The sequence below is a fragment of the Acinetobacter sp. NIPH 817 genome, assembly GCF_000368405.1.
GTDB lineage: Bacteria > Pseudomonadota > Gammaproteobacteria > Pseudomonadales > Moraxellaceae > Acinetobacter.
The window spans coordinates 730,981-756,238 of record NZ_KB849420.1 but is presented as its reverse complement, the minus strand read 5'-3'; the positions used below and the strand labels follow the sequence as shown (position 1 = coordinate 756,238).

The following is a 25,258-nucleotide window of genomic DNA, read 5'->3' as shown; positions in this document are numbered from 1 at the left end:
TTTTTGTCAATTCAGTTTAAAATGAGCTTCATTAAATTACTTGAAATTTTGTCATTTTTTAACATTGCTAAATCATCGCAAAATTTACAATATATAAGCCGAATTTGGTATACCCTTTCTGCGACAATTAAAACAAATTATAAAAAAATTGTAGAAACATATGCCATAATAAGCAAACTTTGCAGACATCTTGCAAAGAATATTTGCAACTTTAGAGCTGGAGCAATCTGAATGAGTTCGACCATTTTGGTGATTCATGGACCGAATTTGAATTTGCTGGGAAAACGCGAACCAGAAGTATATGGTCATCTTACCTTAGGTGATATTAACCAACAACTCGTTATCCAAGCTCAAAACGCATCAATAACATTAGATACTTTTCAAAGCAATTGGGAAGGTGCGATTGTTGACCGCATTCATCAGGCACAAACCGAAGGCGTAAAACTTATTATTATTAATCCTGCGGCCCTCACCCATACTTCCGTTGCTCTACGCGATGCCCTACTCGGCGTTGCCATTCCATTTATTGAAGTACATTTGTCGAATGTCCATGCAAGAGAAGCATTTAGACATCATTCATATTTATCCGATAAAGCAATTGGCGTGATCTGTGGTCTTGGTGCAAAAGGTTATAGTTTTGCACTCGATTACGCTATTGAAAAAATTCAACCATCTAACCCAAACTAGTTTAGGAATAGTCGCCCATGGATATCCGCAAAATTAAGAAACTCATCGATTTAATGATTGAGTCTGACTTGCAAGCGATTGAAGTTAAAGAAGGTGATCAATCAATCGCTTTAACTCGCCGTAGTCCAGTCGTTGCTGCGGCTGGTGTAGCACTTCCGGCAGCTCCTGTTGCAGCAGCACCAGTTGCAAAAACACCACGCGGAGCAGTTGAAACTTCTCCAATGGTTGGTGTGTTCTACGCTGCTCCAAGCCCAGGCGAAGCACCATTTGTTAAAGTAGGTCAAACTGTATCTGCTGGTGAAACTTTGGGTATTATTGAAGCAATGAAAATCATGAACCCAATTGAAGCAACTCAAAGTGGCGTGGTTGAAGAAATTTTAGTGAAAAATGGCGATGTAATCCAATTCGGTCAACCTTTATTCCGTTATCGCGCGTAATTACCTCGGGGACGTCTATGTTGCAAAAAGTTTTAATTGCAAACCGTGGTGAAATCGCTTTACGAATTACCCGGGCTTGCAAAACATTAGGAATCAAGACTGTTGGTATCTATTCAGATGCTGATAAAGATTTGATGCATTTACGTTTTGTTGATGAAGCAGTATGTATTGGTCCCGGTGCAAGTAGTGATAGCTATTTAAATATCCCGGCAATTATTACTGCTGCAGAAATTACCGGTGCCGATGCTATTCATCCCGGCTACGGTTTTCTTTCAGAAAATGCTGAATTTGCTGAAATTGTAGAAAGTTCAGGTTTTACTTTTATTGGTCCACGTCCAGAACACATTCGCCTTATGGGGAACAAAGTTTCTGCGATTGTTGCCATGAAAAAAGCTGGTGTACCTACTGTACCTGGTTGTGACCATGCTGTAACCATCCACAATGCCCTTGCAGAAGCTAAAGAAATCGGTTTCCCGCTTATTGTTAAAGCGGCATCTGGTGGCGGTGGACGTGGTATGCGTATTGTTGAGCGTGTAGATACACTACTTGAATCAGTTCAAGCAGCTCAGCGCGATGCAGAAATGTGGTTTGGTGACGATACCGTTTACATGGAACGCTTCTTACAAAAACCTCGCCATGTTGAAGTGCAAGTTCTTGGTGATGGTAATGGCCATGCGATTCATTTATATGACCGCGACTGTTCATTACAACGTCGTCACCAAAAAGTGTTAGAAGAAGCACCTGCTCCAAATCTACCAGAGCAAGCTCGAGCTGATATCTTAGAAGCATGTGTTCATGCATGTCAGTTAATGCAATATCGTGGCGCTGGTACGTTTGAATTTCTATTTGAAGATGGTGAATTCTTCTTTATCGAAATGAACACTCGTGTTCAGGTAGAGCACCCTGTTACTGAAATGGTTACTGGTGTTGATATTATTGAACAACAGTTGCGTATTGCAGGCGGCCTAGGACTAGAGCTTCAACAAGAAGATATCAAAGTTAATGGTCATGCAATCGAATGTCGTATCAATGCTGAAGATCCAACAACTTTCTTACCTTCACCAGGTAAAATTGAAAGTTTCTATGCGCCAGGCGGTGCTGGTATTCGTTTAGATTCTCATATCTACCCAGAATATAGCATTCCACCTTACTATGACTCTATGATTGCTAAATTGATTTCTCATGGTAAAGACCGTGAAACTTCACTTGCTCGTATGCGTCAAGCGTTAGATGAAATGATCCTTACAGGAATTAAAACTAACATTCCTCTGCATAAAGATCTCATTTTGCAAGATAAGAGCTTCTGTTCTCAAGCAATGGACATCCATTACCTTGAAAAGCACTTGTTAAAGCAATTGGAAGAAAAGAAGAAAGCTGAAACTGCATAATAAAAAAAGCCTCTTATACGTAAGAGGCTTTTTTTATATCCATTACTTTATGGTAGGACTCTACGTAAAGTCGCAAAACACTGCTCACCCTTAGCGGTTGAACAGAAGTTGATAGTATGGTCATTTTTCCACTGTACAAAATACTGAGAAACATCACCTGTTTGATCTTGTTTCTGACCCGAACAATCTACTTTATTATTATCAAATTTAATCTGCATCACTAAAGCAGCTAACTGCTCTTTAGGGTCATCAGATGGTTGATATTCATATAAACCGTATGACCACTCTTGACCACTTTTGATCACTACATCATTACTACTACGGAAGTTATAATATTCCACACATTTTTTATTATTTGGAATTTCCATTCCCCATAATCCCATAATTTCAGGACGCGTAACAATACGTATAGCATTAGGATTACTTGCAGTCCGAACGGGTTGTTCGGCTGGCTGTTGAGTAGCCGTTTCTGCCACAGCTAAACCAGAACAAGCCCACAATAATCCAATAATATAAATATTTTTCATAGATTTATTAATCATTAAACGCATGAAGTTAAGTTAGCATATTTTTTGACAAAATCACTGTTCCATAACCATATAAAAACAATATTTTTCAACTGTAACGTGCCACAACAAGTCATCAAACAATTTAATATTTACTTGCTTTTTTCAATATAAACTCTTTGTTTTAAATTATCTCAAGCTTAAGCAGCTGAAGAATCGACTTGTTTCGGAAGCCACATTACAAAGCACAAACCTAACAGTACAACCACGCTGGCACACATAAAAATGAGTTCACCAGAAAGAATTTTCCAGAAATGCCCAGCCAGCACACTACCAAAAGCTACACCGAGTCCCCACATGGTACTGTAAAGAGCTTGTCCACGCCCTTGCTGTCCAGCAGAGAAGTTTTGAAAAATAACTCTCATTGCAATTAAGTGAAATAAACCAAAACTAAAAGCGTGCAAACATTGTGCAAAAAGCTGACCAACAAAGTAATGTGAAAATAGTGCAACAAGCATCCAACGTATGCTCGTCACTAGCAAACACACAACGACTAAACTACGCCACGAAAAACGTTGAAAAATCTTTGAGGCAATTGAAAACATAAAAATTTCAGCAAAAACCCCCATTGCCCATAAAAAACCAATTTCAGTCGTACTGAAATTCAAAGATTTTAGAAAGTTACTATAAAAACTATAAAAAGGTGCATGTGAAAAAAGTAAAATAAATTCAATTGTGAAAAATGCAGCTACTGTCGGGCGCCTTAATACAGGAAGTAAAGGTTCTAACTTTTTCTGTGAGGTAGGTGCACCATCTGGTTCTCGAATGGTAAAAGACCAAATAAATGCCAATGAAGCAATAATTAATAATAAAATTGGAAGCATCGAAATAGGTACTATTTCCAGAAGCGCACCAATAACAAATACACCGACAATAAATCCAACAGATCCCCACTTACGAATTTTGCCATAAAGTTTAGCTTTTTGATCACCCAACCAAAATAAAGTAACCCCTTCAAATTGAGCTAAAATAGCATTTTGGAAGAAGCTAAAAATAAGCATGAGTAAAGCTATGGATTGAAACGTATTTGGCACTATAAAAATAGCCAACCATATACATGATTCCATCCAAGTTGCTAGCCGCACTAACAGCATTCGCTTACCAGATTTGTCGGCAACCCATCCCCATACTAAAGGCGCAAAAAAACGAGTTACAATCGCAATTGATGATAAGACACCTATTTCTTGATAATTAAACCCTTGATCTTGAAGATATAAATTCCAATAAGGCATGAACGTACCAACAATGGAATAGTAAAAAAAGTAGAATCCGCCGAGTCTGGTTTGGATTGTAAGTGGTTGGAACAAGTTGTAAACCTTAGTAGTTTCAATAGGTTAAAATTAGAGATAATTGTATATTCAAAGCATCCCAACCCCACAATTTTAACACTTTGTTTTCCAATACAAATAACTAAATTATTAATAGCTTACTTCGCCTTTAAAAGCTTTTTTTATTGATAAGAAAGACTAAATGAATATAAGACAACTGTAATTTAATTTGTACAATCTGTTAACTTGTGTAAAAATACATTTAATATTCATAAGGTATTTATTCATCAGATGTTTTTTCTTATTTTTTTAATTTGCCTTTTTCTATTTTTACTTATTCTAAAACAACATTACCGTTGATTACCTTTTTACATCTATCTTTTCTTTAAAAGCTTTTACACCATCTTCAAATTAGAACAATTAAAAAATCAAATCTAAACCTCATGACTATTCGCATGAGCAACTCAATATAAAAACAGACTCAACATCAAATTCTAACAGATTATTAATAAGTTACTGTAACAACTATCGTATCTGAGTACTTACCAGGTGTCGTTGAAATAGTTGTACCCTGCGGAATTTTCCCATAAACGTTTGTACTTTGGGCACTGCCTGAGCCTGTTTTAGAAACACCTCCAGAACCTCCCACCGTGTTTACACCACCAGTAGTGTCCCATACCGTACTATAGTTAGAATCTTTATATAATTGATAAGGAATATACTCACTACTGCCATTTGTCATACGTCTAAAACCACCAACAATACGGTTATTTCCATCGCCCAAATAAATACTGTATGGCGTACTATTATTACAAGTCGTGTTCACTACTCCTTGAGCTGTGTAATCACGACTCGTCGTACCAATATCATTAATATTGCCAAAATCCACATTTGATGTGGAATCTAATTGGCACAAACTCGGTACAATATAATTAGCAGTGATAGTGGTATTACCTGAATCCCAGCCCCCCCCACTATTTCCCTCACAAACACTGCTCGAATTTGCTTGCATGTCCCAGAATAGTTGAATGGAGCCTGTATAAGTTCCTATTGGATAGGTGGTTAAGGAACCCGATCTCGCTGGAACTTTAATACTTACTGAGTAACTAATAATATTACTTGGTGCAACCGTTGTAACTGGACCGTACCAAACATTTGAAGTTTGATTCGTAGTAGAAGAGCCAGCCCCACCTACAGTTGCCGTAACCGTATAAGGTAAGGTCACACTATTATTCGCAGTGGTTGCCCCTGTAAATACAGTCTTCATACACATGTATTGTGATATTTGAGCAGTACTTCCCACATTCGTACAGCGAATGGTTCCCGTATAGGTAATAGTAGCATCACTATTAATAGTGGCAGCCGTATAGGTATACGTACCATTAGTGGTTCCAGTTACCGCACAAGCAGCATGTGCAGAGCTAAAAAATGCATATAATATAAAAAACAAAACAGGTGCTAAAATATACTTTATGGCCAATGAAAACTTTTCACTCTTCATCCAAAAACTATGACTCGCAGTAGTTATCGACATACATAAGGCCCCAATTTTTTAGCACTGTATTGCTTATTTTCATACGCAAAATTAACTTGGCATGAGCCATGATCCAGTAGATCGACTTCAAGCTTGTTTTGCTTTAAGAGGTTTGGAATAAATACTTCACCGTCATAGCCAACTACACCATTTTGTTGCCCATTAATGCGAACTGTATATCCCGGTAATAAAGGTGAATTATTTTGGTCAACAAGCTTCACTAATCCAGAAATGACCCGATGAGCACCAAAGTCAATCAAAGCTCCTTGGCGGTAACCTACGAATGCTGTTTGGTTAGTGGATTTAACATCCCACTCTAAAGGTAAATATGATGGATCTAGATAGATATGATGAAGCTGATAGGGTCTTAAATTTGCAATTAAGAATCGACCAGTTCCATCAGTTGCTCCTAAATTTACCCCGCCATTTAAAATTTGGCTTTGTGGCCCAGCATTGGTCACGACTGCGTAACCATCACCAATTTCATTAGCCGCAAAAATTCGCCCTGCTGCCGCAACCAATGATCCTGTCGCTGAAAGTGCAACTTGGTCATTATCCCCAATTCGGTTGTATCGACCAGTTAGGTAAGCTGCACGAGCACGGTAAGAAGCATAGACCGATGCATTGTTTTGATTCACATCTTGATCACGCTCAACATAAGCTCCCCATCCAAATGCACCGATTTGTGGATCGCTAAATCCATTTATTTCTTGTCTATACGTTGTTTTACCACTTTCATTAGAAATACTTGTAATCGCATTGACTCGGCTAGATGGTGTATAGCGCAGCGCAAAGTAAATGCCATAGTCTTTTTGGTGTTCATAATCTTTATACGCTGATGCATAAAAGCCCCAGTTTTTGTTCAGGCTTCCGCTTAAATTGGCAGACACTAATTTATTAGAGTTGTCGCTATATTTGATCTGGTTATAGCCCAGATAAGCACCATAGCCTGCGTAAAAATTATAGTTAATGCCTGCCCTAAAAATCTCATCTGCCAGCGCACTGTAGCTCAGATAGTTCTGTGGTTCAGGAGTCATCTGGTTATCTTTTAAATATCGAACTTGAGACACACGGGCAAGGTCAAAGTAATTATCAAACACTTTGCGGTAGCTGGTATTAAACGAAATATTCTTACTAATGCGTCCTTCTAAACCCACTAGAGCAGAATAACCGTTTTCATCTTTATACTGACTCGCTGCAATATCAGCATTAATCACCCCAAAACCAAACAGGTTCTTGGCAAAACCAGTGCCTAGATTTGATAGGCCATCTGTTGAAGCCTCTGCACCACCACTTAAGGTCAGCGAATTGCTGTAGCCATATCGAATCGCACCCGAAGCAAAAGTGGCATCATCATAATCGTTGGAAAACAGTCCGTAGTTATAGCGTGGAACACCGACATCTACTGAGAATTCGTTAATGCCTTTTGCCAAAATTTTGGATGAAAAATAGTAAGCCTGCTTGGTAATGCTCTGCTGACCCGTTGCATCGGTGGTCACAAGTGTGACTTCATTGCCTGAAATAAACGGGAGCTGTTTAATGTCAAATGGACCTGATGGCACAAGGCCTGAATAAATCTTTTGTTGGTTAACGTATAAATCTAAAGTTGAAGGAAGTGCGGCTGAGCCAGAAAATTGTGGGAATGCTGAAGTGACAAGATCACCTCGTTGAGTATAAGCACTCGACCATTGGAAACCGGCCAAACGTACACTGCTACCCCAGTCAGAACTATTGGAAATAAAATCCCCTAAGGTATATATCCTAACTTTTTCAGGATCTACATATTGCCACTTACTTTCTAAGCGCACCCATTTTTCATGGCTATAACTATTTTCATTACTACCGTTGTATAAAACACCTGAAGAAAAGTTACCAATTGCGCTGTTAAAGATCCCTTCTGCCGAACCTGAGAAAACATTCTCGTCATTGGTTATGGTGTTATACAGACTATAGTTCAGAATAGCCGCATTTAAGGGCTTCATTTTCAGCAAATGTGGGTTGGTACTCTGCTGACCATTTAAATCAACTGAATAATCCGTCAGCATGTTCGACGAAACTTGTAAATTTAGAGCCTGTTCGTTCTCTAGATACTTAAACTGAATTCCTTTTAGTTCATTAATACACACCCATTGATTATCCGGGATATGTTCATCCATTTTTATTCTTAAAACTTTCAAATCACGAGTACGGATATACAGCTTTCTATCTTGATCTTGGCGTACCGAAATCAAATCTGTTGAAATACTCGAATTAATAGAAATCTTTAAGAAAAGCTGTGTATACGCCTTATCAGAAATGAATACCTGATGAGAAGAACTTGTAACTTCCGGAATACTTGGTAAAGCAGCATTGGTGTTATCTTGCAATGATTCAGCAAAAGCATGAATCGGCAAGTACATAACACATAAGGCACTTACGAGATATTTCATGTGTGCCTCTTTAAAGAGATGTTTGCTTACCGTTAATATTCAATGAAATATTATATTTATGATCCGTTTGAAATTTAAAATCAGGACTGATATTAAAATTTCTTGCTTTGCCAGCAAGAATATAACCATTCACTGTATTTACTTTAATTGCATAACTTTTATTTGCTGTTGTATCAACAATAGTTAGATTGCTTAAAAGTGCATGTCGATTTCCAATATTATTAATTATAAGAGAGGAATTATTTTGCTCTTGCTGAATTGACCAAGTAAGTTTAGTCATTGCGTCCTTATTGACTACAAATAGGGGCAATGAAGAACGTAGTAGTACGTTAACCCCCTGATCTACTTTACGGTTATCAATCGGTTTTGGTAACTCATCAATAATTATACGATAGGTTTGTTCACCAGAAACTGGTACTGGATTAATTCTAACTACACGTAAGTTATAAGAATCATTAGGTTGTAATTTTAAAAATGGTGGACTAATCGCGATCTCATCTGTAGGTATTAATTGATCTTGCCCAGCATTTTGGCGCCATTCAAATACACGTACCTGTAAATCACTGCTTTCATTTGACTGATTATACAAACTAATTGAGGACGCAGCTTGATCACTTAATATTTCAACACTTACAGGTGAAAGACGAATTGATGCAGCATTCAGCATACTAGGCAAAAATAATAATAAACTTGTAGTAACAAAGATATTTTTTCTCATGATTTGCCCAGAACGACTTTTCTCAAATTAGGCTAGCTCTCTAAATCAAGAGCTAGCAATGACACAATAAAACTTATTAAAAATTAATAAGTTACTGTTACAGTCACAGTATCAACATAGCTACCAGCACTTGGTAAAGTTGAGCCAGCTGGAATACGACCATAGACGTTAACTGTTTGTGGTGCACCAGTACCAGTACCGCTATAAGCAGTAGTTGCAATACCAATCGCTGTTGCACGGTTAGTGTCAGAGAAAAGGTTGTAAGGAATATATTCGTTGCTAGTTGCACCACCAATCATACGACGTTGAGTCGTTTGAGCATTTTTGCCAGCATCGAAAGCCAAAGTCCATGGCACAGTGTTGTTACATAAAACTTTAATTGCAGTACCACCTGTCGTTGTGGTGTCTGCGTCTACATTGCTTGCAAGAGAACTTAAAGTACCAAAATCTAAAACTGCGTTAGCTGTTGTACCTGTAGCTGAAGTATTCAATACACAGCTATTTGTAATTGTTGCTTTAACGGTCAAAGTACCTGTTGCAGTTGCAGCATTTGCGGCATTGATAGACATTAAACCCAAAGTAATTACTGATAAAATGAGAGAATTTTTCATGGTTAAAAACCTTTTTACATTACGCCAATAAAATTAATAGATGTAAAAACTAGCCTTCCCCATCACAATCACTAGCTTTTCTGATTGTTTTTTCAAAGCGTTATTTTTTTACTCTACTTACGGCGCATAATACAAAAAAACAACAAAAACACTAATATAAGTTTCATTCTAAATATCAATTAACAATTCAACTTCTGATGAATTTCTCAATTATAAAAATTTTTAGGGTTTAGCGCGCTTTTTATGTCGATTTTCGATAATTTCATCTAGCTTTTGTTAGTTTTACTAAAAAAATTATAGATTTTCATTAGTTAAAGTTTACCATCACTTTTAGTATTTTATATTTTTTTAATTTTTGGTAAAAAAATTATGGACAAAAAGTAAGCTACTGATTGTTCTATATATTTTAAATGAATAACAAAAGAATATTTTATGAATAAGAAGTCTAAGTAACTTATAGATATTTTTAGGATTTTTCAATAATTTTCAGCAATTGCACACTATTTCCTTCTACGAGAAGGAGGGCGTGTTAGCTTAACTATTTCTAAAAATTAAATGAAAAATCAAACCAAGAAATCCACCGACCATAGCAAAACCTAACTGTATATAGGCTTTACCATACCAAGCTAATTCCCTAAATTGATAATCTGCACTTTGCGACCCAATGACTAAAATATTTTTAATGTCCCAGCTATGGAATCCTTTAGGTCTTTCTGCAAAAAAATCTAGAATAGGTGTAAACCCAAAAACAAATAAAATACCAAGTAATGGATAAACGATAGATCCAGGAAAGATAGGATTATTCTTTCTTTCCATCGAGTCAAATATTATAGTTGCAGCAACTAATAAACTTTGTACTAAAGCAACTATTTTGAAAGTATCTAGATCAAAACCGAGATAAAACATTAAAGTTAAGAGAATAACCTCTGTGAGAAAAACAGAGCAGATTAATAGCTTCCAATTCATTTCAGTCCTTAAATGATTTTTTAGAATCTTATATAGTTGTAGTAATGTCTATTAAAAAAATTATTTCAATTTATTTATACTAGCAAAAAATAATTAAATAGCACAACATTAATTAAATCAAAAAATATACAAACAAAAAAAGTTATTATTAATTAAATCTAAAGTTAAATTTAATTACCCCTTTTAATAAAAACATTTAATAGAAATAGTTCTTATTACAACTACAACTAAAAATTTATAAAATATATCAACTTAATAATTAAGTATTTGATAATTTATTTAATCCCCTAAACCTCCCAAATAGATATTATTAATCGCTTAAATATTTTCTTTAAAAATCTATTTCTAAATTGAGTGAACCACGGCTGTACTGTTCGCTTTATCTTGAGACTAACAATTCCACACTTGTAGTTTCACTTGCTTCTTGGCAAGGTATGTACCAGTAAAACATTAGGAATTTGTTCCAATATGGCGAGTCCAGCACAAATCATTCGACATAAATTTCTCAATACATTCTTTTCGCGCCATTCTCTCTGGTTCTTATGTATTTTTACTGCACTGAGCATTACATGGTTTCGAACCGTATACACCCCTCATAGTATCTATTATTTTATTTCAGATACTCTCCTTAACGGGTTATGGGTGCTTACGGGTGCGCTAAGTTTATTAGGCCTTTATGATGTTTTGCAGAATAAACATTCAATTCTAAGAAACTACCCAATTATGGGGCATTTCCGTTTTTTATTTGAAGATATACGCCCAGAAATTCGCCAATACTTTATTGAAGCGGACCAAGATGCTCTACCTTTTTCTCGTATGCAAAGAAGTCTAGTTTATCAGCGTGCTAAAAATGAAAATGCAGATAAACCATTTGGTTCAATCATTGACGTTTATCAAGAGAATTATCGATTCATTGTCCATTCAATAAGCCCTTGTCCACCAGCAGATCCAAAGAGCTTTCGTATTCAGGTGGGTAATGCACAATGCCTTCAACCGTATAGTGCATCAATTATGAACATCTCTGCCATGAGCTTTGGTAGTTTAAGTGCCAACGCAATTCGTGCGTTAAATAAAGGTGCGCAGTTAGGTGGTTTCTATCATGATACTGGCGAAGGTAGTTTAAGCCCTTATCATCTGGAAAATGGCGGTGATATTGTTTGGCAAATTGCCAGCGGTTATTTTGGCTGTCGTACTTTAGATGGGAAATTTGACGAGCAAAAGTTTGCCAAGCAATCTCAATTACCACAGATCAAGATGATTGAGCTGAAGCTTTCCCAAGGCGCAAAACCAGGCCATGGTGGTATTTTACCTAAACATAAAATTACCGCAGAAATTGCACAAATCCGTGGGGTTTCTCGCGATCATGACTGTATTTCTCCTGCAAAGCATTCTAGTTTTTCTACTCCTATTGAAATGATGCATTTCTTGCAGAAATTGCGCACATTATCTGGCGGTAAACCAGTTGGTTTTAAACTTTGTATTGGTCAACCTTGGCAATTCATGAGTATTGTTAAAGCAATGCTAGAAACAAAAATTGTTCCTGACTTTATAGTCGTTGATGGATCTGAAGGTGGTACAGGCGCAGCACCGATTGAGTTTAGCGACAATATTGGTACTCCATTACGTGAAGGCCTACGTTTTGTTCATAACACCCTTGTGGGTGCAGGACTAAGAGATCAAGTTAAGATTGGTGCGAGTGGTAAAATCATTAGTGCCTTCGATATTGCCAGTACTTTTGCGCTAGGTGCAGATTGGGTTAATTCAGCACGTGGTTTCATGTTTGCTGTTGGATGTATTCAGGCACAAAGCTGTCACACTAACCAGTGTCCTGTAGGTGTTGCAACCCAAGATAAAGACCGTCAAAAAGCAATTGATGTACCCACTAAATCAGAACGTGTATTTAATTTTCATAAAAATACATTGCATGCATTATCAGAAATGATTGCTGCAGCCGGTTTACGTCATCCTTCGGATATTAAAGCCCACCATTTGGCTCAGCGAGTAAATGACCGTGAAATTAAGAACTATGCTCAATTGCATTTTTTCTTAAAAGAAGGCGAGCTTTTACAGTCTGAACTTAATAATGACGATGATAATTTTTATTATCGGATGTGGAATATGGCGGATGCTAATCACTTTTAATTTATATTAACTTGATATGTTGAGCATTACATTTATAGTGTGATGCTCTTCTATATTTGAAATTAATATGTGAGTTTTTCTTAAATTTCATTACCCTTTTAATTTGTCTTTAATAGATTTTTCACCTAATATAAAAGTATAAATAACGTACACAATTTAATTTTATTTAATAAAAATTTTTTTAATGCTTATAACAAAAAGGTATCTCATCATGTTGAAAAAAACATTCATCTCTTCTTTTGTCGCACTAGCAGTAGGTTTAAGTAGCTATGCTGTTGCTTGTACACGTGCCGTATATTTAGGTAATAACCAACATATTATTACTGCTCGCTCAATGGACTGGAAAGTTGATACGGGTACAAATTTGTGGATTATGCCGAGTGGAGTCTCTCGTGATGGAAGTGCCGGATCTAAATCAATTAAATGGACGTCTAAATATGGAAGTGTAATTGCCACAGGCTATGAAGTTTCCACAACAGATGGAATGAATGAAGCTGGATTAGTTGCTAATGTCTTATGGTTAGTTGAATCTGAGTATCCCGATGTAAAAAAATCTAATAAACCGCTACTCAGCATTGCTGCTTGGGCACAATATGTACTCGATAACTTCGCAACTGTTGATGAGGCTGTTAGAGTTCTTGAGAAAGAACCGTACACAATAGTTACAGATAGCGTTCCTGGTGAATCAAGACTCACCACCCTACATTTATCTATTTCTGATAAAACAGGTGATAGTGCAATTATTGAATATATTGACGGAAAGCAGGTTATTCACCATAGCCGCAGCTATCAGGTCATGACTAACTCGCCTACTTTCGATAAGCAACTCGCCCTCGCCGAATATTGGAAACAAATTGGTGGAACGATCATGCTCCCCGGTACAAATCGAGCATCTGATCGCTTTGCGCGCGCGTCTTTTTACATTAATGCAATTCCTAAAAATGATGATAGTAAACAAGCTCAAGCCTCTGTATTTAGTGTCATTCGAAATGCGTCTGTTCCCTATGGACTAAATACTCAAGAAGAACCGAATATCTCTTCAACTCGCTGGCGAACTGTGGCCGATCATAAACAGATGCTTTACTTTTTCGAGTCAGCACTATCACCAAATGTATTTTGGGTTGATTTGAAAAAGATTAATTTTAAAGATGGTAAAACGCGTAGACTAGATTTAGGCCCCGATCAAAGCCATATATATGCAGGTGATGCCACTTCTTCTTTTAAAATTGCAAAACCATTTGTATTTTTAAGCCCATCTATGCGTTAATTTATGTCAAAATTTACTACACTTAACATAAATAATATTAAGCATACTCTCTTGGAATTTATATGATGAAGAAATCTCTACTCTTATTGGGTTCATGTCTACTTACAGCGGCTTGTAGCACTACACAGGTTAGTACAACGGCTCCTAAAGAGGTAAAGACAGCGGGTCAGCTAAACTGCTCACCAACTGAACTATGCCCAAGCTTACTCGTGAAATGGAACGAGAATCAAAAAGATCAGCTTCGTGTAGATGTTCATTTAAGTAGTAGTTATAACTTTTATGATATTAACGAGTTAACATTTGATATTGATGGGAAACGATTTAACTATCAACCTGCTCAATCGACTGAAAAAACGAATGTGAGCCGATTAGTTCCTAAACATTCTACAACTTTCTTTATTATTCCAAGTCAATTCTTGCAAGAATTTAAAAGTGCTCAAAATGTAAATGTGTTGATAAAAACTGATAAAGGAACGATTGAACGCAATATGTATAGTCCACAAAAACAATCTTCCGTGTATACAAACTTTATGCAGCTTTATCAAAACTCAAAATAAAGTACAAAGATTAAGTCATGCATCTATCCATTTTTGGATAGATGCATTATTTTTTAATAATAAAAATGTTTTGGCTTCGCATGTAAAAATGCTGGAATCAATCCCGTTAAAGCTGCACGTATATCCGCACGTTCATTAATTAATTGATGAGACCCTTCTTCTAGCATTAATAACGTTTGCAGCCTAAATTTACGGCGAATAAATTCAATGTTGTAACGCCAATCAACTGTCTGATCGAGAGCGCCTTGTGCAAGCCAGACGGGAATACGACAAGCTGGCCGCTCTTCCATTTCTTGCATCCATTTAGACATTGCCAAAATCCAGTCCATACCCATCATTCGAGGCTGCAAAGGATCTTTTAAACGAATGAAACGTAAAAATTCAGGATTATGATTATTACGTCTAAAGTGTCTTGGTACTTGGCGCTTAATACGGCGAATAATGCCCAATCCAACTGGGTTATGCCACCATGCTGTTTTTGCAGGGCGAATCAAAGGAGAAAGTAGCAAAACTCTATCTACAATCGGATCTTGACGTTTTTCAGCATATTCTAGTAAGTGATGCATCCAAATTGCGCCACCCGTACTTTGACCAATTCCTACCCAAGGTTTTGGTAACTGATCTGCATGTTTTACATATTGATAAACAGCCATTAAAACTTGTTGATAGTGATCAAAATTTTGAATACTTGCTGGTGAGCCATTGCTTAAACCATGCCCTGGTAAGTCATAGGTAATGACACTAAAGCCTTGTTCAAGAATTTCACGAATAATGGGTTGATAAATACCACTATGCTCAAGATAGCCATGTAATAAGCAGACAGTACCTTGTATTTTTTCTACTTTAGGCTTGAAAACTTGCACATGTAATCGGAACAAAGGCATTTGAACATAGCCCTGCCAATGATCACATTCAAGTAAATGCAAACCATATAACTTACGGTAAGCCAGTAAATCTCGAGATGGTTCTTCTAATGTATTTAAATTAAGTGGACTTAAAACCTGTGGCGTAAGATCACGGTTAGGAACCGGCAAATCTAATTGTTTTAATACGGCAGGATTGAGAAATGGGATATCTGACATTAAGGTACCTCTCGACAATCACTTGAGCCAAACAACATGTCGCGAATTGTCGCAAGTAATTCATAATTTGCACGACGGCTATGATCGTAATTTTGCACACTTGGTTGCCAGCGTGTCAGTGGTGTTGGCATTGGAGCCACAACCGGAATGGTTTCAATACCATTTAAAGCAAATAGTCGGCGAGTACGCGGCATATGGTATTCATCTGTAACCAACATCACCGTCGGTGCTCCACCCTTTTTCTGAAGTAATAGAGAACTAAATCTTGTATTCTCACAAGTATTCATACTACGTTTTTCTAGTAGCTTTGCATCAACGCCGCGCTCTTTTAACCAAGCTTGCATATAAGGTGCTTCAACACCGCTCAGTACAATAGGAAGCTGATTTTGTTTTTCAACTTCTAAGGTTTTTTCTAGTCTCAAGCGTGTATAACCATTAACTACAATATCTTTTCCATTTTTATCAAGCGTCAAACCACCACCTAAAACAACAATTGCATAAGGTTGTGATAACTTTTTAGCTGGAGCGGGTAAAGGATTTTTACGAACATACTCGATTTTCTGTTCAGGTTCGCTCACAGCTTTTTGATGTTCTGGCACTACAGGTTTTCTTGCTAAAAACTCGGTATATTGCTCTGTAAGGGCCTTATTTTCTGAACTATTAATAAAGAGTGCCTCATCAATAGGGCTACTTGCTTCATCAGCAGCATCAATTTCTGAGTTTTTCACGACTAAAGGAACAGTTACAGAAGCGGCCGCCTCTGAATCTTGTTCCTTTTCTTCTAAAAGAATAATTTGCTGCAAAGCCTTATAGTTTTCTTGAAGATAAGTCAGATCTGTTGTCTTTTTTTCACGTAAAGCTTTTTCGGTCAGCTTTAAATACGCTTGACGAGCAATCCATAGATTTGAACCCGGCTCTAAATTATCATGTTCACTTAATGCAGCCTGTCTCTGACTTTCAGCGGCAACTTGATTCACATCGACCGGTACAAAATAATTAAGTCCAGCTACAATTAATTTTGAATAAAACGGCGAATATAAAAAAACCACGAAACAGCCTAATAGTACAAATAGCACGGTGACTACTTGTACTAAACGTACCATTAAGTGTACTTTTGGCATAAAACTATTCCGTATGATTTTCAATTAAACCTAAACTGTTATAAAGCACAGGCTCTGGTTCTAACATAATATGGAAACGCTGATCAACATCATGTTGTACAGCCTGATAAGTTTTCTTTACATCAGTAAGAGATGCATTGGCATAATTCACCAAAACTAATGCCTGTTTATGAAACATCCCTACCATATCGAGTTGCTTCCCTTTCCAACCCGCCTGATCAATTAACCATCCTGCTGCAATTTTAACGTTTCCACTAGCTTGAGGATAATGTGGAATTGTTGAGAATTGTGTGATTAGACGTTCAAATTCTTGAGGATTAACAATCGGATTTTTAAAGAAACTACCTACGTTAGGATACTCTTTTGGATCTGGGAGTTTACTTTGGCGAATATGGATCACTTGATTTTGTAAGTTCTCAGCAGTCTGATTGTCTCCCACTGCTTGCTTCAAATCACCATAGTTAAGTTTTAAATGTGGCTGTTTAAGTAATTTAAAAGTGACATGTGTGATGATGTAACGGTTCGGATCATCTTTAAAAATACTATGGCGGTAAGCGAAATGGCAGTCAGCCGCTAAAATTGTCTGAGTTTCTTTTAATTTACGGTCATACACTTGTACCGACTCAATAAACTCACCAACCTCTACCCCATAAGCACCAATGTTTTGTACGGGTGAAGCACCCACTAACCCTGGAATAAGTGCTAAATTCTGCAAACCAAACCAATTTTGCTGAGTGCTATATAAAACAAAATCATGCCAAACCTGCCCTGCACCTACTTTAACCCGAACGAAATCATGATCATTTGATAAAACTTCAATTCCTTGAATATCAAGATGAATCACTAAAGCATTGATCTGCTGCGGCAACAACATGTTACTACCGCCCGATAACACAAGTACATTTAAATGATGCTGCTTAGCAAAATCCAAAGCTTCTTCAATATCCTGAATATTACCGACTTTTGTGTAATGTGAAGCTGTTGCATCTAAACTTAATGTATTGAATGGCTTAAGCTGTACCTGATTCTGAATTTGCATTGTGTTGAAAAACCTATTCTTAAACATTCAATTGTTTTTTTAAAATATTAATCCACGCCAAACTACTAGACTCGCATTGGTCAAGTACGCGCTCGAAGCCATCAGCACCACCATAATATGGATCAGGTAAGGCTTGTTGTGGATATTCAGGATCATGCTCACTCATTAAAGCTACTTTTGCACGAATTTTATGAGTACCAAACTGAGAAACCGCGCTTTGTAGCATGTCATGAATATCATCAAAGTTTTGGTGATCCATTGCTAAAATCAAATCAAACTCTAAAAAATCTTGAGTTGAAAGCTGCCTTGCACGTAAAGACGATAAGTCATAACCTCTTTTTTTAGCGTGCAACTGACTACGCTGATCAGGTGCTTTATTTGGATGATAATTACTCGTTCCAGCTGAATCGACAATGACATTAAGTTGATGTGCATCACAATAATGTCTAAAAACCACTTCAGCCGTAGGAGAACGGCAAATGTTTCCTAAACAGACGCATAACACCTTATATTGTGTTTCCATTAGAAACCACTTCCAAGCATTTGAATTAAATAGAAATTAATATGGAGCATGTAAAACCCTGACAGAACTATAAAGTATTGTCAGAATCGAATTGACCATTGTGACGTGTTGCATTTTGTCAAAACTCACATGGCTTGAAAAGGAAAATAATGTTTATCAATAGATTAAAAGTTGATAAATCAGTCGATAAAGTAGCTGACCTTCTAATTTTGAATAAAACAATAAAGCCCTCCGAAGAGAGCTTTTACAGCAAAGTAGATACTCACATTATTAATAATTATATGAGTTTTAAATCCTAAAACAGGATAGCAACTACTTAATGTACAACTTATGATTTTCTAATACAGCTTTAGTAAAAGGCCCAAAATAATCATTTAACGTTGCTAATCAACTCAATCATTTCCTTCGTTGGCCTTAAGCTACCTAATTGCCACTGTTCAGGCGGATATTCATCAATTCGTATCCAGACATGCTCTTGAAAAGCTGGATTTCCCTTTCCTTCTATCTCTACAAATAAATCTGTTATTCGTTTGAAAAGCTCGGCTTTACTATCTTTATCTAGTAAACCCTCTATAGTTTGTATATTTATAAATGGCATAATGCTACCTGAATTAAGTCTAGGTCTAAATTATAGACTCATATTAATTGGAGCTCCCTAGAATGTCAAATATTATTCCAGATCATAGATTTTCAGTAGATGTATGTGGAATCTTCAAAATTGCTGAGATATTGAACGATAGCTGGACAATCCTATTGTTAAGAGAAGCTTTTTACGGCGTAACAAAATTCAATGATTTTCTGGAAAATACAGGTATATCGAAGCAAATTTTATCTAATCGTTTAAAACACCTCATCCAATTAGAAATATTTGAACTATCAATTTATAAAGAAGTGGGTGTACGAGAGCGCAAAGAATACTTACTCACCAAAAAAGGTAAAAGCTTAAATATTGTTTTGCTTGCCATGCTTGAATCTGGTGGTAATTTTATTGAAGCAGATAAAGATGTCGTGAAAGTTTTTAAGAAGAATTCAGATGATCAAATCAAATTAAAGCTTGTTGATTCATCTAATCAAGTCATAGATCTTAATAATCTGGAACTGAAACTCACTCCTCACAGAAATAAGGAATAACTTTTTATTTAGATATAAAAAAAGCCCAAGTATTATGGGCTTTCAAGCAACATGAAGACAAAAATCATTTATTTTTAAATAATTTATCAGTCATATTCCTATCAATTTTGCTACGATGACCATTCTCGAAATATCGATCGACATGGCATAGTTTCGTTTTGGTATCACAGAACACACCATTTGAGAGTGTAAATGCTGAAGTATCAAAATCGCCTTGAGAGAATGCTCTGTTGGCTTTGGGAGTTCCTAAGTATTTGGCTGTAAGTTTTTTAGATACACCCTTTTTGTCAGCACAAATATATTTATCACAAATTACACCTTTTTTAGGTGAATAGACGCTAGAGCTTGTTTTCGCCATTGCTACGGAGCTCAGCATGAAGCAAGTGCATCCAATAACACTAAGTAAAGTTTTAGAAATTTTCACTTTTTGAACCGAATAAAATTATAAATTGTTAAGACATTATATGAATTAGCAGCCTTCAGGAAAATCTACTGAACAGTATAAATAACAAAAAGCCCACCTTTCGATGATCTTTTAAATTACTTGCATGATCTCCGTTTATCGTCTGAATCTAACCACATGAAAGTAGTGACTATCTCATATAACACTCAACATAATCGCCTCAGAACTACTTTATTTTAAGGTGTCTTATGCTAAGTTATTTGAAGATTGAATCTTATAGAACCATTCGACAATAATGTTCAAAAATAAGGAAATAATGTATATGAGCCATTTTCAATTTCAAACTGTTCCAAATATCATCTCTGGCTTAGGCTCTATACAAGAATTACAGAATATATTGTCCTCAAAAACTTACCGTAAGTTATTGCTGGTCACTGATGCGGGTATGGTTAAAAATCAATTACACCGTCCCATCCTTCAAATTTTAGATACCCTCAATCTTGAATATGTCATTTATGCGGATGTGCAGGCTGACCCACCAGAACAAGTGGTTTTAGATGCAGCCAATTATGCAAAACAGCAAAATGTAGATGCCATTATTGGTTTTGGTGGTGGTAGCTCTTTGGACGTTGCAAAAGTAATTGCTTTACTCGCACACCCCAACCAAACTCAACATTTGCAAGAGATGTATGGTGTAAATCAGGTCACCACAACTCGCCTTCCGCTTATTTTAATTCCGACTACGGCTGGTACTGGCTCAGAAGTAACGCCAATCTCAATTGTGACCACTGGTGAAACGACAAAAATGGGGATTGTTTCTCCAGTACTGTATGCCGACACAGCAATTCTTGATGCCACCTTTACTCAAAACCTTCCAGCCCATATTACTGCTGCGACAGGTATTGATGCGATGGTGCATGCCATTGAGGCATATACTTCTAAGCACAAAAAAAATATATATACCGATATTTTAGCCAAACATGCACTCAAGCTACTAAATCATAACTTACCGAAAGTTCTTAAGAACGGTAATGATTTGGAAGCAAGGCAAAATATGCTGTTCGGCTCAATGCTTGCAGGTCAGGCATTTGCAAACTCGCCCGTTGCTGCGGTACATGCTTTAGCTTATCCACTGGGTGGACATTTTCATCTTTCGCATGGTCACACCAATGCCTTAGTATTGGTTGAAGTATTAAAATTTAATGCACCACATGCTAAACAATATTATGCAGAGCTTATGCAATGGTTAGATCCATATAGCAATGGCAGCACCGATGGTCTATGTGATCTGTTTATTGATCATATGCAAAACCATTTAGACCGTAGTGGTTTGACTTTAAAACTTAGAGATCTGGGTATTGATGAGTCTAGCTTACCTAGACTTGCTCAAGATGCCATGTTGCAAACCCGCTTACTACAAAATAACCCACGTGACATGACAGAAGCCGCTGCTTTGGCAATTTATCAGGCGATTCATTGATGACTAAACCCGTTTTAAAAACCCGTGATCAATTTAAGTTCTTTTTAGACATTCAAACGCGTTGGGCAGATAACGATATTTATGGTCATGTGAATAATGTGACTTACTATAGCTATTTTGATACAGCAGCCAATGCGTTACTGATTCAAAAAACAGGTTTTGATATTCATGAAGCAAAATCAATTGGGTTAGTCGTCGATTCAGCTTGTAGCTTTAATCAGGAATTGTCATTTCCAGAAATTATTCAAGTGGGTGTTGTGATTGGGAAAATCGGCACGACATCTTTACGCTATGAATTGGCAATCTTTAAACAAGGTCAAGACCAAGCGTCAGCTCAAGGACATTTTGTTCATGTGTTTGTTGATCGCGAAACGCGTAAAACTGTACCTATTTCTGAGACAGTTCGTGAGGTTTTAGAAAGTTATTTATTATAAAAAACAGGGCAAAAAGAAAATAAAGTACTCTTTTTGCCTCTCTCTACTTATATCATTGCAGGATCACTAAAGGAGTCTTCACCCGTCTCAACTCGACCAGCAAAACGTCGGTAATAATACGGATCACTTTGACTGGTGATTTCAAAATCATACCAATGTCCTACGTCAGCTAACGACCAATGTTGTTTAACGACCTGTCCCGCTTTTACGGTCAGTTGTAACGGTGCATCTTGGCGGTATGCACAAGGTTTTACCGTCAATATTGCATCCTTGGTACCATCATTCATGAGCTCTACGTATACATCACCGTTGGCAATGTCATAGCACACTCGAATTTCAGGTTTAATGCCACTATCGATAATACGTTGAGTATCGCCTTTAAAATGACGATGATAACCATTTGGACCAAGTACCCATAAGTCATAACGGCCTAAGTTATCTTTTAAAGCATCCCATTCGTCATCTAGAGCCTTATTCGGCTCGACAATATAACGCTTTGGAATACGGTCTAGGTTAAGTTTGTCATAAACATGAAAAACTGCTGCTTGCTGACCTGTATTAGAGAAAATCAATTGCACTTTACCATCGGCTTTACAGCGCGCGCTGGTGTGCAGCTCGTAAGGTAGCGCACGCGACAGACGTATGCCACTCTGTTGAATCGGGAACTTAATATCCGTTGGTACAGGAACAGCTGGCAAAGCTTCTTGATTTTCTCTTAGCTCATCGGCCTGCAAACGTGTCTGTTTACCGCTCAGCTGCGGTAAAACATCTGCATTTGGTGTTTTAAAGTTAAATGCACTGGTTAAATCACCACACACTGCACGGCGGTATGGACTAATATTCGGCTCTTTAACCCCAAAACGTTTTTCTAAAAACATAAGCACAGACGTATGGTCAAACACTTGCGAATTCACCCAACCACCACGGCTCCATGGTGAAATCACATATAACGGAACACGAGGGCCCGGACCATAAACTCGTCCATCAGGTGTAGGCTGAGAATGACTCCCCTCAGGCGCTGCGTGGTCAAAATACTCATCCTGCATATCAGCACTACTTAATGTCGTTTTGCCTGCGTACTGGCCATTTTTGAGTCGAGATGGCGCTGATGGTGACGGTACGTGGTCAAAGTAACCATCATTTTCATCGAAATTGATAATGAGTGCTGTTTTACTCCAAACCTCTGGCACAGCAGTTAATGCATCAATAATTTCTTGAATAAACCAAGCCCCTTGAACTGGGCTTGAAGGGTCTGGATGTTCACAATAAATCGATGGCGCATTAATCCAAGACACTTGAGGTAATTTCCCTTCACGAATGTCGCGTTTAAAAGCATCGAGATATTCTTCTGGTTTATTGCCCGGCAATGTATTTGCAATACCTTTATAAAGTGGATTTTTAGAATTATCCGTTGCAGCATCATAGGCTTTATATGGTAGTTTTTGTCCCGTATCTGCATATGGTTTATTTGGTTCACCACCGCTTGCAACTGGATAACCAGATGCAATATTTGCCTTTCTAAACGTACAAAATGCTCCAAGCATGTTATCGCCCCATTCATCTGGCATATTTTGATAACAAATCCAGCTTACCCCTGCTTCTTCTAAACGTTCGGCATAAGTTTTCCACGTGTAACCGCGATCTGCCGTGGCAGGGTTACCATCAATCCAGTCCCATTCATTATTTACAAATGAACGCTTGGTTGGTGTTGCACCATTTGTACCCGTTAAATGATAAGAACGGTTTGCATCTGTTCCAGTGTGCATAGAGCAATGGTAGGCATCACAAATCGTAAAGGCGTTCGCAAGTGCAAACTGATATGGAATTTCTTTTTCTTTAAAATAACCCATGGATATATCAGTTTTATGGGCTGGCCAATTCGCCATACGCCCATTGTCCCAAGCCAACTGACTATCGTTCCACGTATGTGGCGTACCATCTGCACGCTGCGCATTATTGGCTGTACCATCTAAATGAAAAGGCGTTAAAACTTGCCCATTACTTCTAAGCTGCTCCCAAACACGGCGGCCACTTGGCAGAGGAATTGTAAAACGGTCGGCAAAGCCTCGAACACCTTTTAACGTTCCAAAGTAATGATCAAAAGATCGGTTTTCCTGCATTAAAATAATAACGTGTTCAACATCCTGAATGGTGCCAGTTTTATTGTTTGCAGGTATTGCTAAAGCTTTTTGAATACTAGATGGGAACGCTGCCAATGCCGCTGTACCCAAACCCATATTTAAAGAATAATTTAAAAATTTACGACGTGTAATCATGATCAGGTTCTTTTTATTATTTAAGTTTATGGAGCACAGCGCATTACAGGCTTTTTACCTGTTTCTGGTGTATTTGAATTATCATTTGATGAGTCGTTACAACCACTCAGCAGAATCGCGCCGATTAATAAAAAATATGAATATTTAAAACAATTTATTCCAGTGCATTGCCTTTTCATTGCTATGTACAATCCATTTAAAATCTAAAATGGCTAACATAGAAAAGTACAATGACAGTGACATGACCCAAATATTTCAATCCAGTGAAAAATATGAAAATTCTATTATTTTCATATTCTGCACCAGATCAAAACTCAGTTAAATTTAAGGCTTTAATTGAATATTTTGTAATTCGCCATCAAAAGTTTCTATGAGGCTCTTAATAACTGGCTGTTGCTGTAACAGCTCGGCTGCTCGGTGAAAGGCTTTTTCTTTACGCGCACTTTGAATGGTATATGGTGTAGATGTATTCAAAGCACCATATTCAACTGTAAATTGAGTATTCGGCCATTGCTCATTTAATGCATCAATAAGGCCTTGCTGCAATTGGGTCAGCATATTTTCATATTCTTGAGGAATATGGAAAATAGTATTGCCGCCAATTTCACCAGTCATCACACCATGCTGTGCAAGTTCTTGAACAGCGGGTGAAAGCTGACTATTTCTAAACCAATACTCCCACTTTTCAAGTGTCCATTCACCTTCTAAAACTTGAGGAGAAAGCTTCAAGATATCTTGAGGCATCAGCTGCCCGTTATCAGTTCCGCTAGACTCTTTCACAACTGCAACTGTTTCAACCATTACTTCGGCTTGCACAAATGACTGTTGTTCAATAACAGGTTCAGAAACAAGATCAGATGTATCTTGGGCCAGCGAAAATTCAGCGTTAGGCGTTTCAAATAAACCCATAGGTTCAGCAGTGAAAGCTGGTTCAGGTTCAATTTGTTTGGTTTGGACTTCTGCCTGAACTTGTACTATCTTTTGTTCTGGTACCGGAATGAAATCTTCTTCCAGAACACTAACAGTCTCTTGAACAACTGCTGACTCAAGTCCAATCAACTCATGATGATTTGGGTCAAATACCATTAAATCCTGATTAGACTGAGGTTCAGGTTCAGGTTCAGGTTCAGGTTCAGGTTCAGGTTCAGGTTCAGGTTCAGGTTCAGGTTCAGGTTCAGGTTCAGGTTCAGGTTCAGGTT

At 37.3% G+C, this 25,258-nt stretch carries 23 protein-coding genes and 1 pseudogene; 9 read left to right on the top strand and 15 right to left on the bottom strand.

Annotated features, from left to right (window positions below; genetic code table 11):
* The first annotated feature begins 231 nt into the window (after positions 1–231).
* The 3 genes from aroQ to accC are packed head-to-tail and all read left to right on the top strand — an operon-like array spanning position 232 to position 2,512.
* Positions 232–687, top strand: a complete 456-nt coding sequence (gene aroQ / locus F968_RS07315; RefSeq protein WP_004791768.1) for a type II 3-dehydroquinate dehydratase — start codon at positions 232–234, stop codon at positions 685–687.
* Positions 688–704: 17 nt separating this feature from the next.
* Positions 705–1,124, top strand: a complete 420-nt coding sequence (locus F968_RS07310; RefSeq protein WP_004791766.1) for an acetyl-CoA carboxylase biotin carboxyl carrier protein — start codon at positions 705–707, stop codon at positions 1,122–1,124.
* Between the two features lie 17 nt (positions 1,125–1,141).
* Complete coding sequence (gene accC / locus F968_RS07305; RefSeq protein ID WP_004791764.1) at positions 1,142–2,512, top strand: acetyl-CoA carboxylase biotin carboxylase subunit; 1,371 nt, start codon at positions 1,142–1,144, stop codon at positions 2,510–2,512.
* A gap of 47 nt (positions 2,513–2,559) precedes the next feature.
* Here accC and F968_RS07300 read toward each other — a convergent pair whose 3' ends face one another.
* From F968_RS07300 to F968_RS07270, 7 genes are all read right to left on the bottom strand, one after another.
* Positions 2,560–3,063: a hypothetical protein gene (locus F968_RS07300; RefSeq protein ID WP_004791762.1), complete on the bottom strand. Its 504-nt coding sequence runs from the start codon at positions 3,061–3,063 to the stop codon at positions 2,560–2,562.
* Positions 3,064–3,218: 155 nt separating this feature from the next.
* Entirely contained in the window at positions 3,219–4,385 is a 1,167-nt protein-coding gene (locus F968_RS07295; protein ID WP_212749650.1) for an MFS transporter, read from the bottom strand.
* A 466-nt stretch (positions 4,386–4,851) separates the two neighbouring features.
* Complete coding sequence (locus tag F968_RS07290; protein WP_004791759.1) at positions 4,852–5,880, bottom strand: Csu type fimbrial protein; 1,029 nt, start codon at positions 5,878–5,880, stop codon at positions 4,852–4,854.
* Positions 5,871–8,279, bottom strand: a complete 2,409-nt coding sequence (locus F968_RS07285) for a fimbria/pilus outer membrane usher protein (RefSeq protein ID WP_081399622.1) — start codon at positions 8,277–8,279, stop codon at positions 5,871–5,873. The genes F968_RS07290 and F968_RS07285 overlap by 10 nt, the downstream gene beginning before the upstream one ends.
* A gap of 40 nt (positions 8,280–8,319) precedes the next feature.
* A complete protein-coding gene (locus F968_RS07280; protein ID WP_004791755.1) occupies positions 8,320–9,027 on the bottom strand; it encodes a fimbrial biogenesis chaperone in 708 nt (235 codons plus the stop codon).
* A gap of 83 nt (positions 9,028–9,110) precedes the next feature.
* The gene (locus tag F968_RS07275; protein ID WP_004791753.1) at positions 9,111–9,638 is read right to left on the bottom strand and encodes a Csu type fimbrial protein; all 528 of its coding nucleotides are present in this window, start codon (positions 9,636–9,638) and stop codon (positions 9,111–9,113) included.
* A 534-nt stretch (positions 9,639–10,172) separates the two neighbouring features.
* The gene (locus F968_RS07270; RefSeq protein ID WP_004791752.1) at positions 10,173–10,604 is read right to left on the bottom strand and encodes a hypothetical protein; all 432 of its coding nucleotides are present in this window, start codon (positions 10,602–10,604) and stop codon (positions 10,173–10,175) included.
* Between the two features lie 468 nt (positions 10,605–11,072).
* Here F968_RS07270 and F968_RS07265 point away from each other — a divergent pair, with 468 nt between their 5' ends.
* From F968_RS07265 to F968_RS07255, 3 genes are all read left to right on the top strand, one after another.
* The gene (locus tag F968_RS07265) at positions 11,073–12,746 is read left to right on the top strand and encodes an FMN-binding glutamate synthase family protein (protein WP_004791750.1); all 1,674 of its coding nucleotides are present in this window, start codon (positions 11,073–11,075) and stop codon (positions 12,744–12,746) included.
* Between the two features lie 211 nt (positions 12,747–12,957).
* Positions 12,958–14,013 (top strand): linear amide C-N hydrolase, encoded by a 1,056-nt coding sequence (locus tag F968_RS07260; protein WP_004791748.1) that lies wholly within the window; start codon positions 12,958–12,960, stop codon positions 14,011–14,013.
* Between the two features lie 62 nt (positions 14,014–14,075).
* Positions 14,076–14,570, top strand: coding sequence for a hypothetical protein (locus F968_RS07255; RefSeq protein ID WP_004791745.1), 495 nt, complete (start codon positions 14,076–14,078; stop codon positions 14,568–14,570).
* A gap of 53 nt (positions 14,571–14,623) precedes the next feature.
* Here the strand turns inward: F968_RS07255 and F968_RS07250 are convergent, their stop codons facing one another.
* The 5 genes from F968_RS07250 to F968_RS07230 all read right to left on the bottom strand — a co-directional run bounded on the left by F968_RS07250 (position 14,624) and on the right by F968_RS07230 (position 18,933).
* Positions 14,624–15,652, bottom strand: coding sequence for an alpha/beta hydrolase (locus F968_RS07250; RefSeq protein ID WP_004791742.1), 1,029 nt, complete (start codon positions 15,650–15,652; stop codon positions 14,624–14,626).
* A complete protein-coding gene (locus F968_RS07245) occupies positions 15,652–16,773 on the bottom strand; it encodes a YdcF family protein (RefSeq protein ID WP_004791740.1) in 1,122 nt (373 codons plus the stop codon). The genes F968_RS07250 and F968_RS07245 overlap by 1 nt, the downstream gene beginning before the upstream one ends.
* 4 nt (positions 16,774–16,777) lie before the next feature.
* Positions 16,778–17,812, bottom strand: coding sequence for a UDP-N-acetylmuramate dehydrogenase (gene murB / locus F968_RS07240; protein WP_004791738.1), 1,035 nt, complete (start codon positions 17,810–17,812; stop codon positions 16,778–16,780).
* A gap of 19 nt (positions 17,813–17,831) precedes the next feature.
* Positions 17,832–18,335 carry a low molecular weight protein-tyrosine-phosphatase gene (locus F968_RS07235; protein ID WP_004791736.1) on the bottom strand — a complete coding sequence of 168 codons (504 nt, stop codon included), beginning with the start codon at positions 18,333–18,335 and terminating at the stop codon, positions 17,832–17,834.
* 370 nt (positions 18,336–18,705) lie between these two features.
* Positions 18,706–18,933: a tautomerase family protein gene (locus tag F968_RS07230; RefSeq protein ID WP_004791732.1), complete on the bottom strand. Its 228-nt coding sequence runs from the start codon at positions 18,931–18,933 to the stop codon at positions 18,706–18,708.
* Between the two features lie 62 nt (positions 18,934–18,995).
* On the opposite strand from F968_RS07230, the gene F968_RS07225 reads away from it, so the two are divergent.
* On the top strand, positions 18,996–19,466 hold the full coding sequence (locus F968_RS07225; protein WP_004791729.1) for a winged helix-turn-helix transcriptional regulator: 471 nt from the start codon (positions 18,996–18,998) through the stop codon (positions 19,464–19,466).
* A gap of 64 nt (positions 19,467–19,530) precedes the next feature.
* Here F968_RS07225 and F968_RS07220 read toward each other — a convergent pair whose 3' ends face one another.
* Positions 19,531–19,842, bottom strand: a complete 312-nt coding sequence (locus tag F968_RS07220; protein ID WP_034596169.1) for a YcgJ family protein — start codon at positions 19,840–19,842, stop codon at positions 19,531–19,533.
* A gap of 349 nt (positions 19,843–20,191) precedes the next feature.
* On the opposite strand from F968_RS07220, the gene F968_RS07215 reads away from it, so the two are divergent.
* Positions 20,192–21,349 carry an iron-containing alcohol dehydrogenase gene (locus tag F968_RS07215; protein WP_004791724.1) on the top strand — a complete coding sequence of 386 codons (1,158 nt, stop codon included), beginning with the start codon at positions 20,192–20,194 and terminating at the stop codon, positions 21,347–21,349.
* A complete protein-coding gene (locus F968_RS07210; protein ID WP_004791723.1) occupies positions 21,349–21,783 on the top strand; it encodes an acyl-CoA thioesterase in 435 nt (144 codons plus the stop codon). Before F968_RS07215 ends, F968_RS07210 begins: the two co-directional genes overlap by 1 nt.
* A 47-nt stretch (positions 21,784–21,830) precedes the next feature.
* On the opposite strand, the gene F968_RS07205 is transcribed toward F968_RS07210, so the two are convergent.
* A complete protein-coding gene (locus F968_RS07205; RefSeq protein WP_004791720.1) occupies positions 21,831–24,059 on the bottom strand; it encodes a phosphocholine-specific phospholipase C in 2,229 nt (742 codons plus the stop codon).
* A gap of 324 nt (positions 24,060–24,383) precedes the next feature.
* Positions 24,384–25,258, bottom strand: a pseudogene (locus tag F968_RS07200) (DNA polymerase III subunit gamma/tau); the annotation flags it as partial.

Coding starts and splice junctions, on each gene's coding strand:
- F968_RS07260 (WP_004791748.1), top strand. CDS start 12,958: ATGTTGAAAAAAACATTCATCTCTTCTTTTGTCGCACTAGCAGTAGGT.
- F968_RS07220 (WP_034596169.1), bottom strand. CDS start 19,842: ATGCTGAGCTCCGTAGCAATGGCGAAAACAAGCTCTAGCGTCTATTCA.
- F968_RS07230 (WP_004791732.1), bottom strand. CDS start 18,933: ATGCCATTTATAAATATACAAACTATAGAGGGTTTACTAGATAAAGAT.
- F968_RS07215 (WP_004791724.1), top strand. CDS start 20,192: ATGAGCCATTTTCAATTTCAAACTGTTCCAAATATCATCTCTGGCTTA.
- F968_RS07285 (WP_081399622.1), bottom strand. CDS start 8,279: ATGTACTTGCCGATTCATGCTTTTGCTGAATCATTGCAAGATAACACC.
- F968_RS07270 (WP_004791752.1), bottom strand. CDS start 10,604: ATGAATTGGAAGCTATTAATCTGCTCTGTTTTTCTCACAGAGGTTATT.
- aroQ (WP_004791768.1), top strand. CDS start 232: ATGAGTTCGACCATTTTGGTGATTCATGGACCGAATTTGAATTTGCTG.
- F968_RS07310 (WP_004791766.1), top strand. CDS start 705: ATGGATATCCGCAAAATTAAGAAACTCATCGATTTAATGATTGAGTCT.
- F968_RS07280 (WP_004791755.1), bottom strand. CDS start 9,027: ATGAGAAAAAATATCTTTGTTACTACAAGTTTATTATTATTTTTGCCT.
- accC (WP_004791764.1), top strand. CDS start 1,142: ATGTTGCAAAAAGTTTTAATTGCAAACCGTGGTGAAATCGCTTTACGA.
- F968_RS07300 (WP_004791762.1), bottom strand. CDS start 3,063: ATGCGTTTAATGATTAATAAATCTATGAAAAATATTTATATTATTGGA.
- murB (WP_004791738.1), bottom strand. CDS start 17,812: ATGCAAATTCAGAATCAGGTACAGCTTAAGCCATTCAATACATTAAGT.
- F968_RS07265 (WP_004791750.1), top strand. CDS start 11,073: ATGGCGAGTCCAGCACAAATCATTCGACATAAATTTCTCAATACATTC.
- F968_RS07250 (WP_004791742.1), bottom strand. CDS start 15,652: ATGTCAGATATCCCATTTCTCAATCCTGCCGTATTAAAACAATTAGAT.
- F968_RS07275 (WP_004791753.1), bottom strand. CDS start 9,638: ATGAAAAATTCTCTCATTTTATCAGTAATTACTTTGGGTTTAATGTCT.
- F968_RS07225 (WP_004791729.1), top strand. CDS start 18,996: ATGTCAAATATTATTCCAGATCATAGATTTTCAGTAGATGTATGTGGA.
- F968_RS07210 (WP_004791723.1), top strand. CDS start 21,349: ATGACTAAACCCGTTTTAAAAACCCGTGATCAATTTAAGTTCTTTTTA.
- F968_RS07255 (WP_004791745.1), top strand. CDS start 14,076: ATGATGAAGAAATCTCTACTCTTATTGGGTTCATGTCTACTTACAGCG.
- F968_RS07290 (WP_004791759.1), bottom strand. CDS start 5,880: ATGTCGATAACTACTGCGAGTCATAGTTTTTGGATGAAGAGTGAAAAG.
- F968_RS07205 (WP_004791720.1), bottom strand. CDS start 24,059: ATGATTACACGTCGTAAATTTTTAAATTATTCTTTAAATATGGGTTTG.
- F968_RS07235 (WP_004791736.1), bottom strand. CDS start 18,335: ATGGAAACACAATATAAGGTGTTATGCGTCTGTTTAGGAAACATTTGC.
- F968_RS07245 (WP_004791740.1), bottom strand. CDS start 16,773: ATGCCAAAAGTACACTTAATGGTACGTTTAGTACAAGTAGTCACCGTG.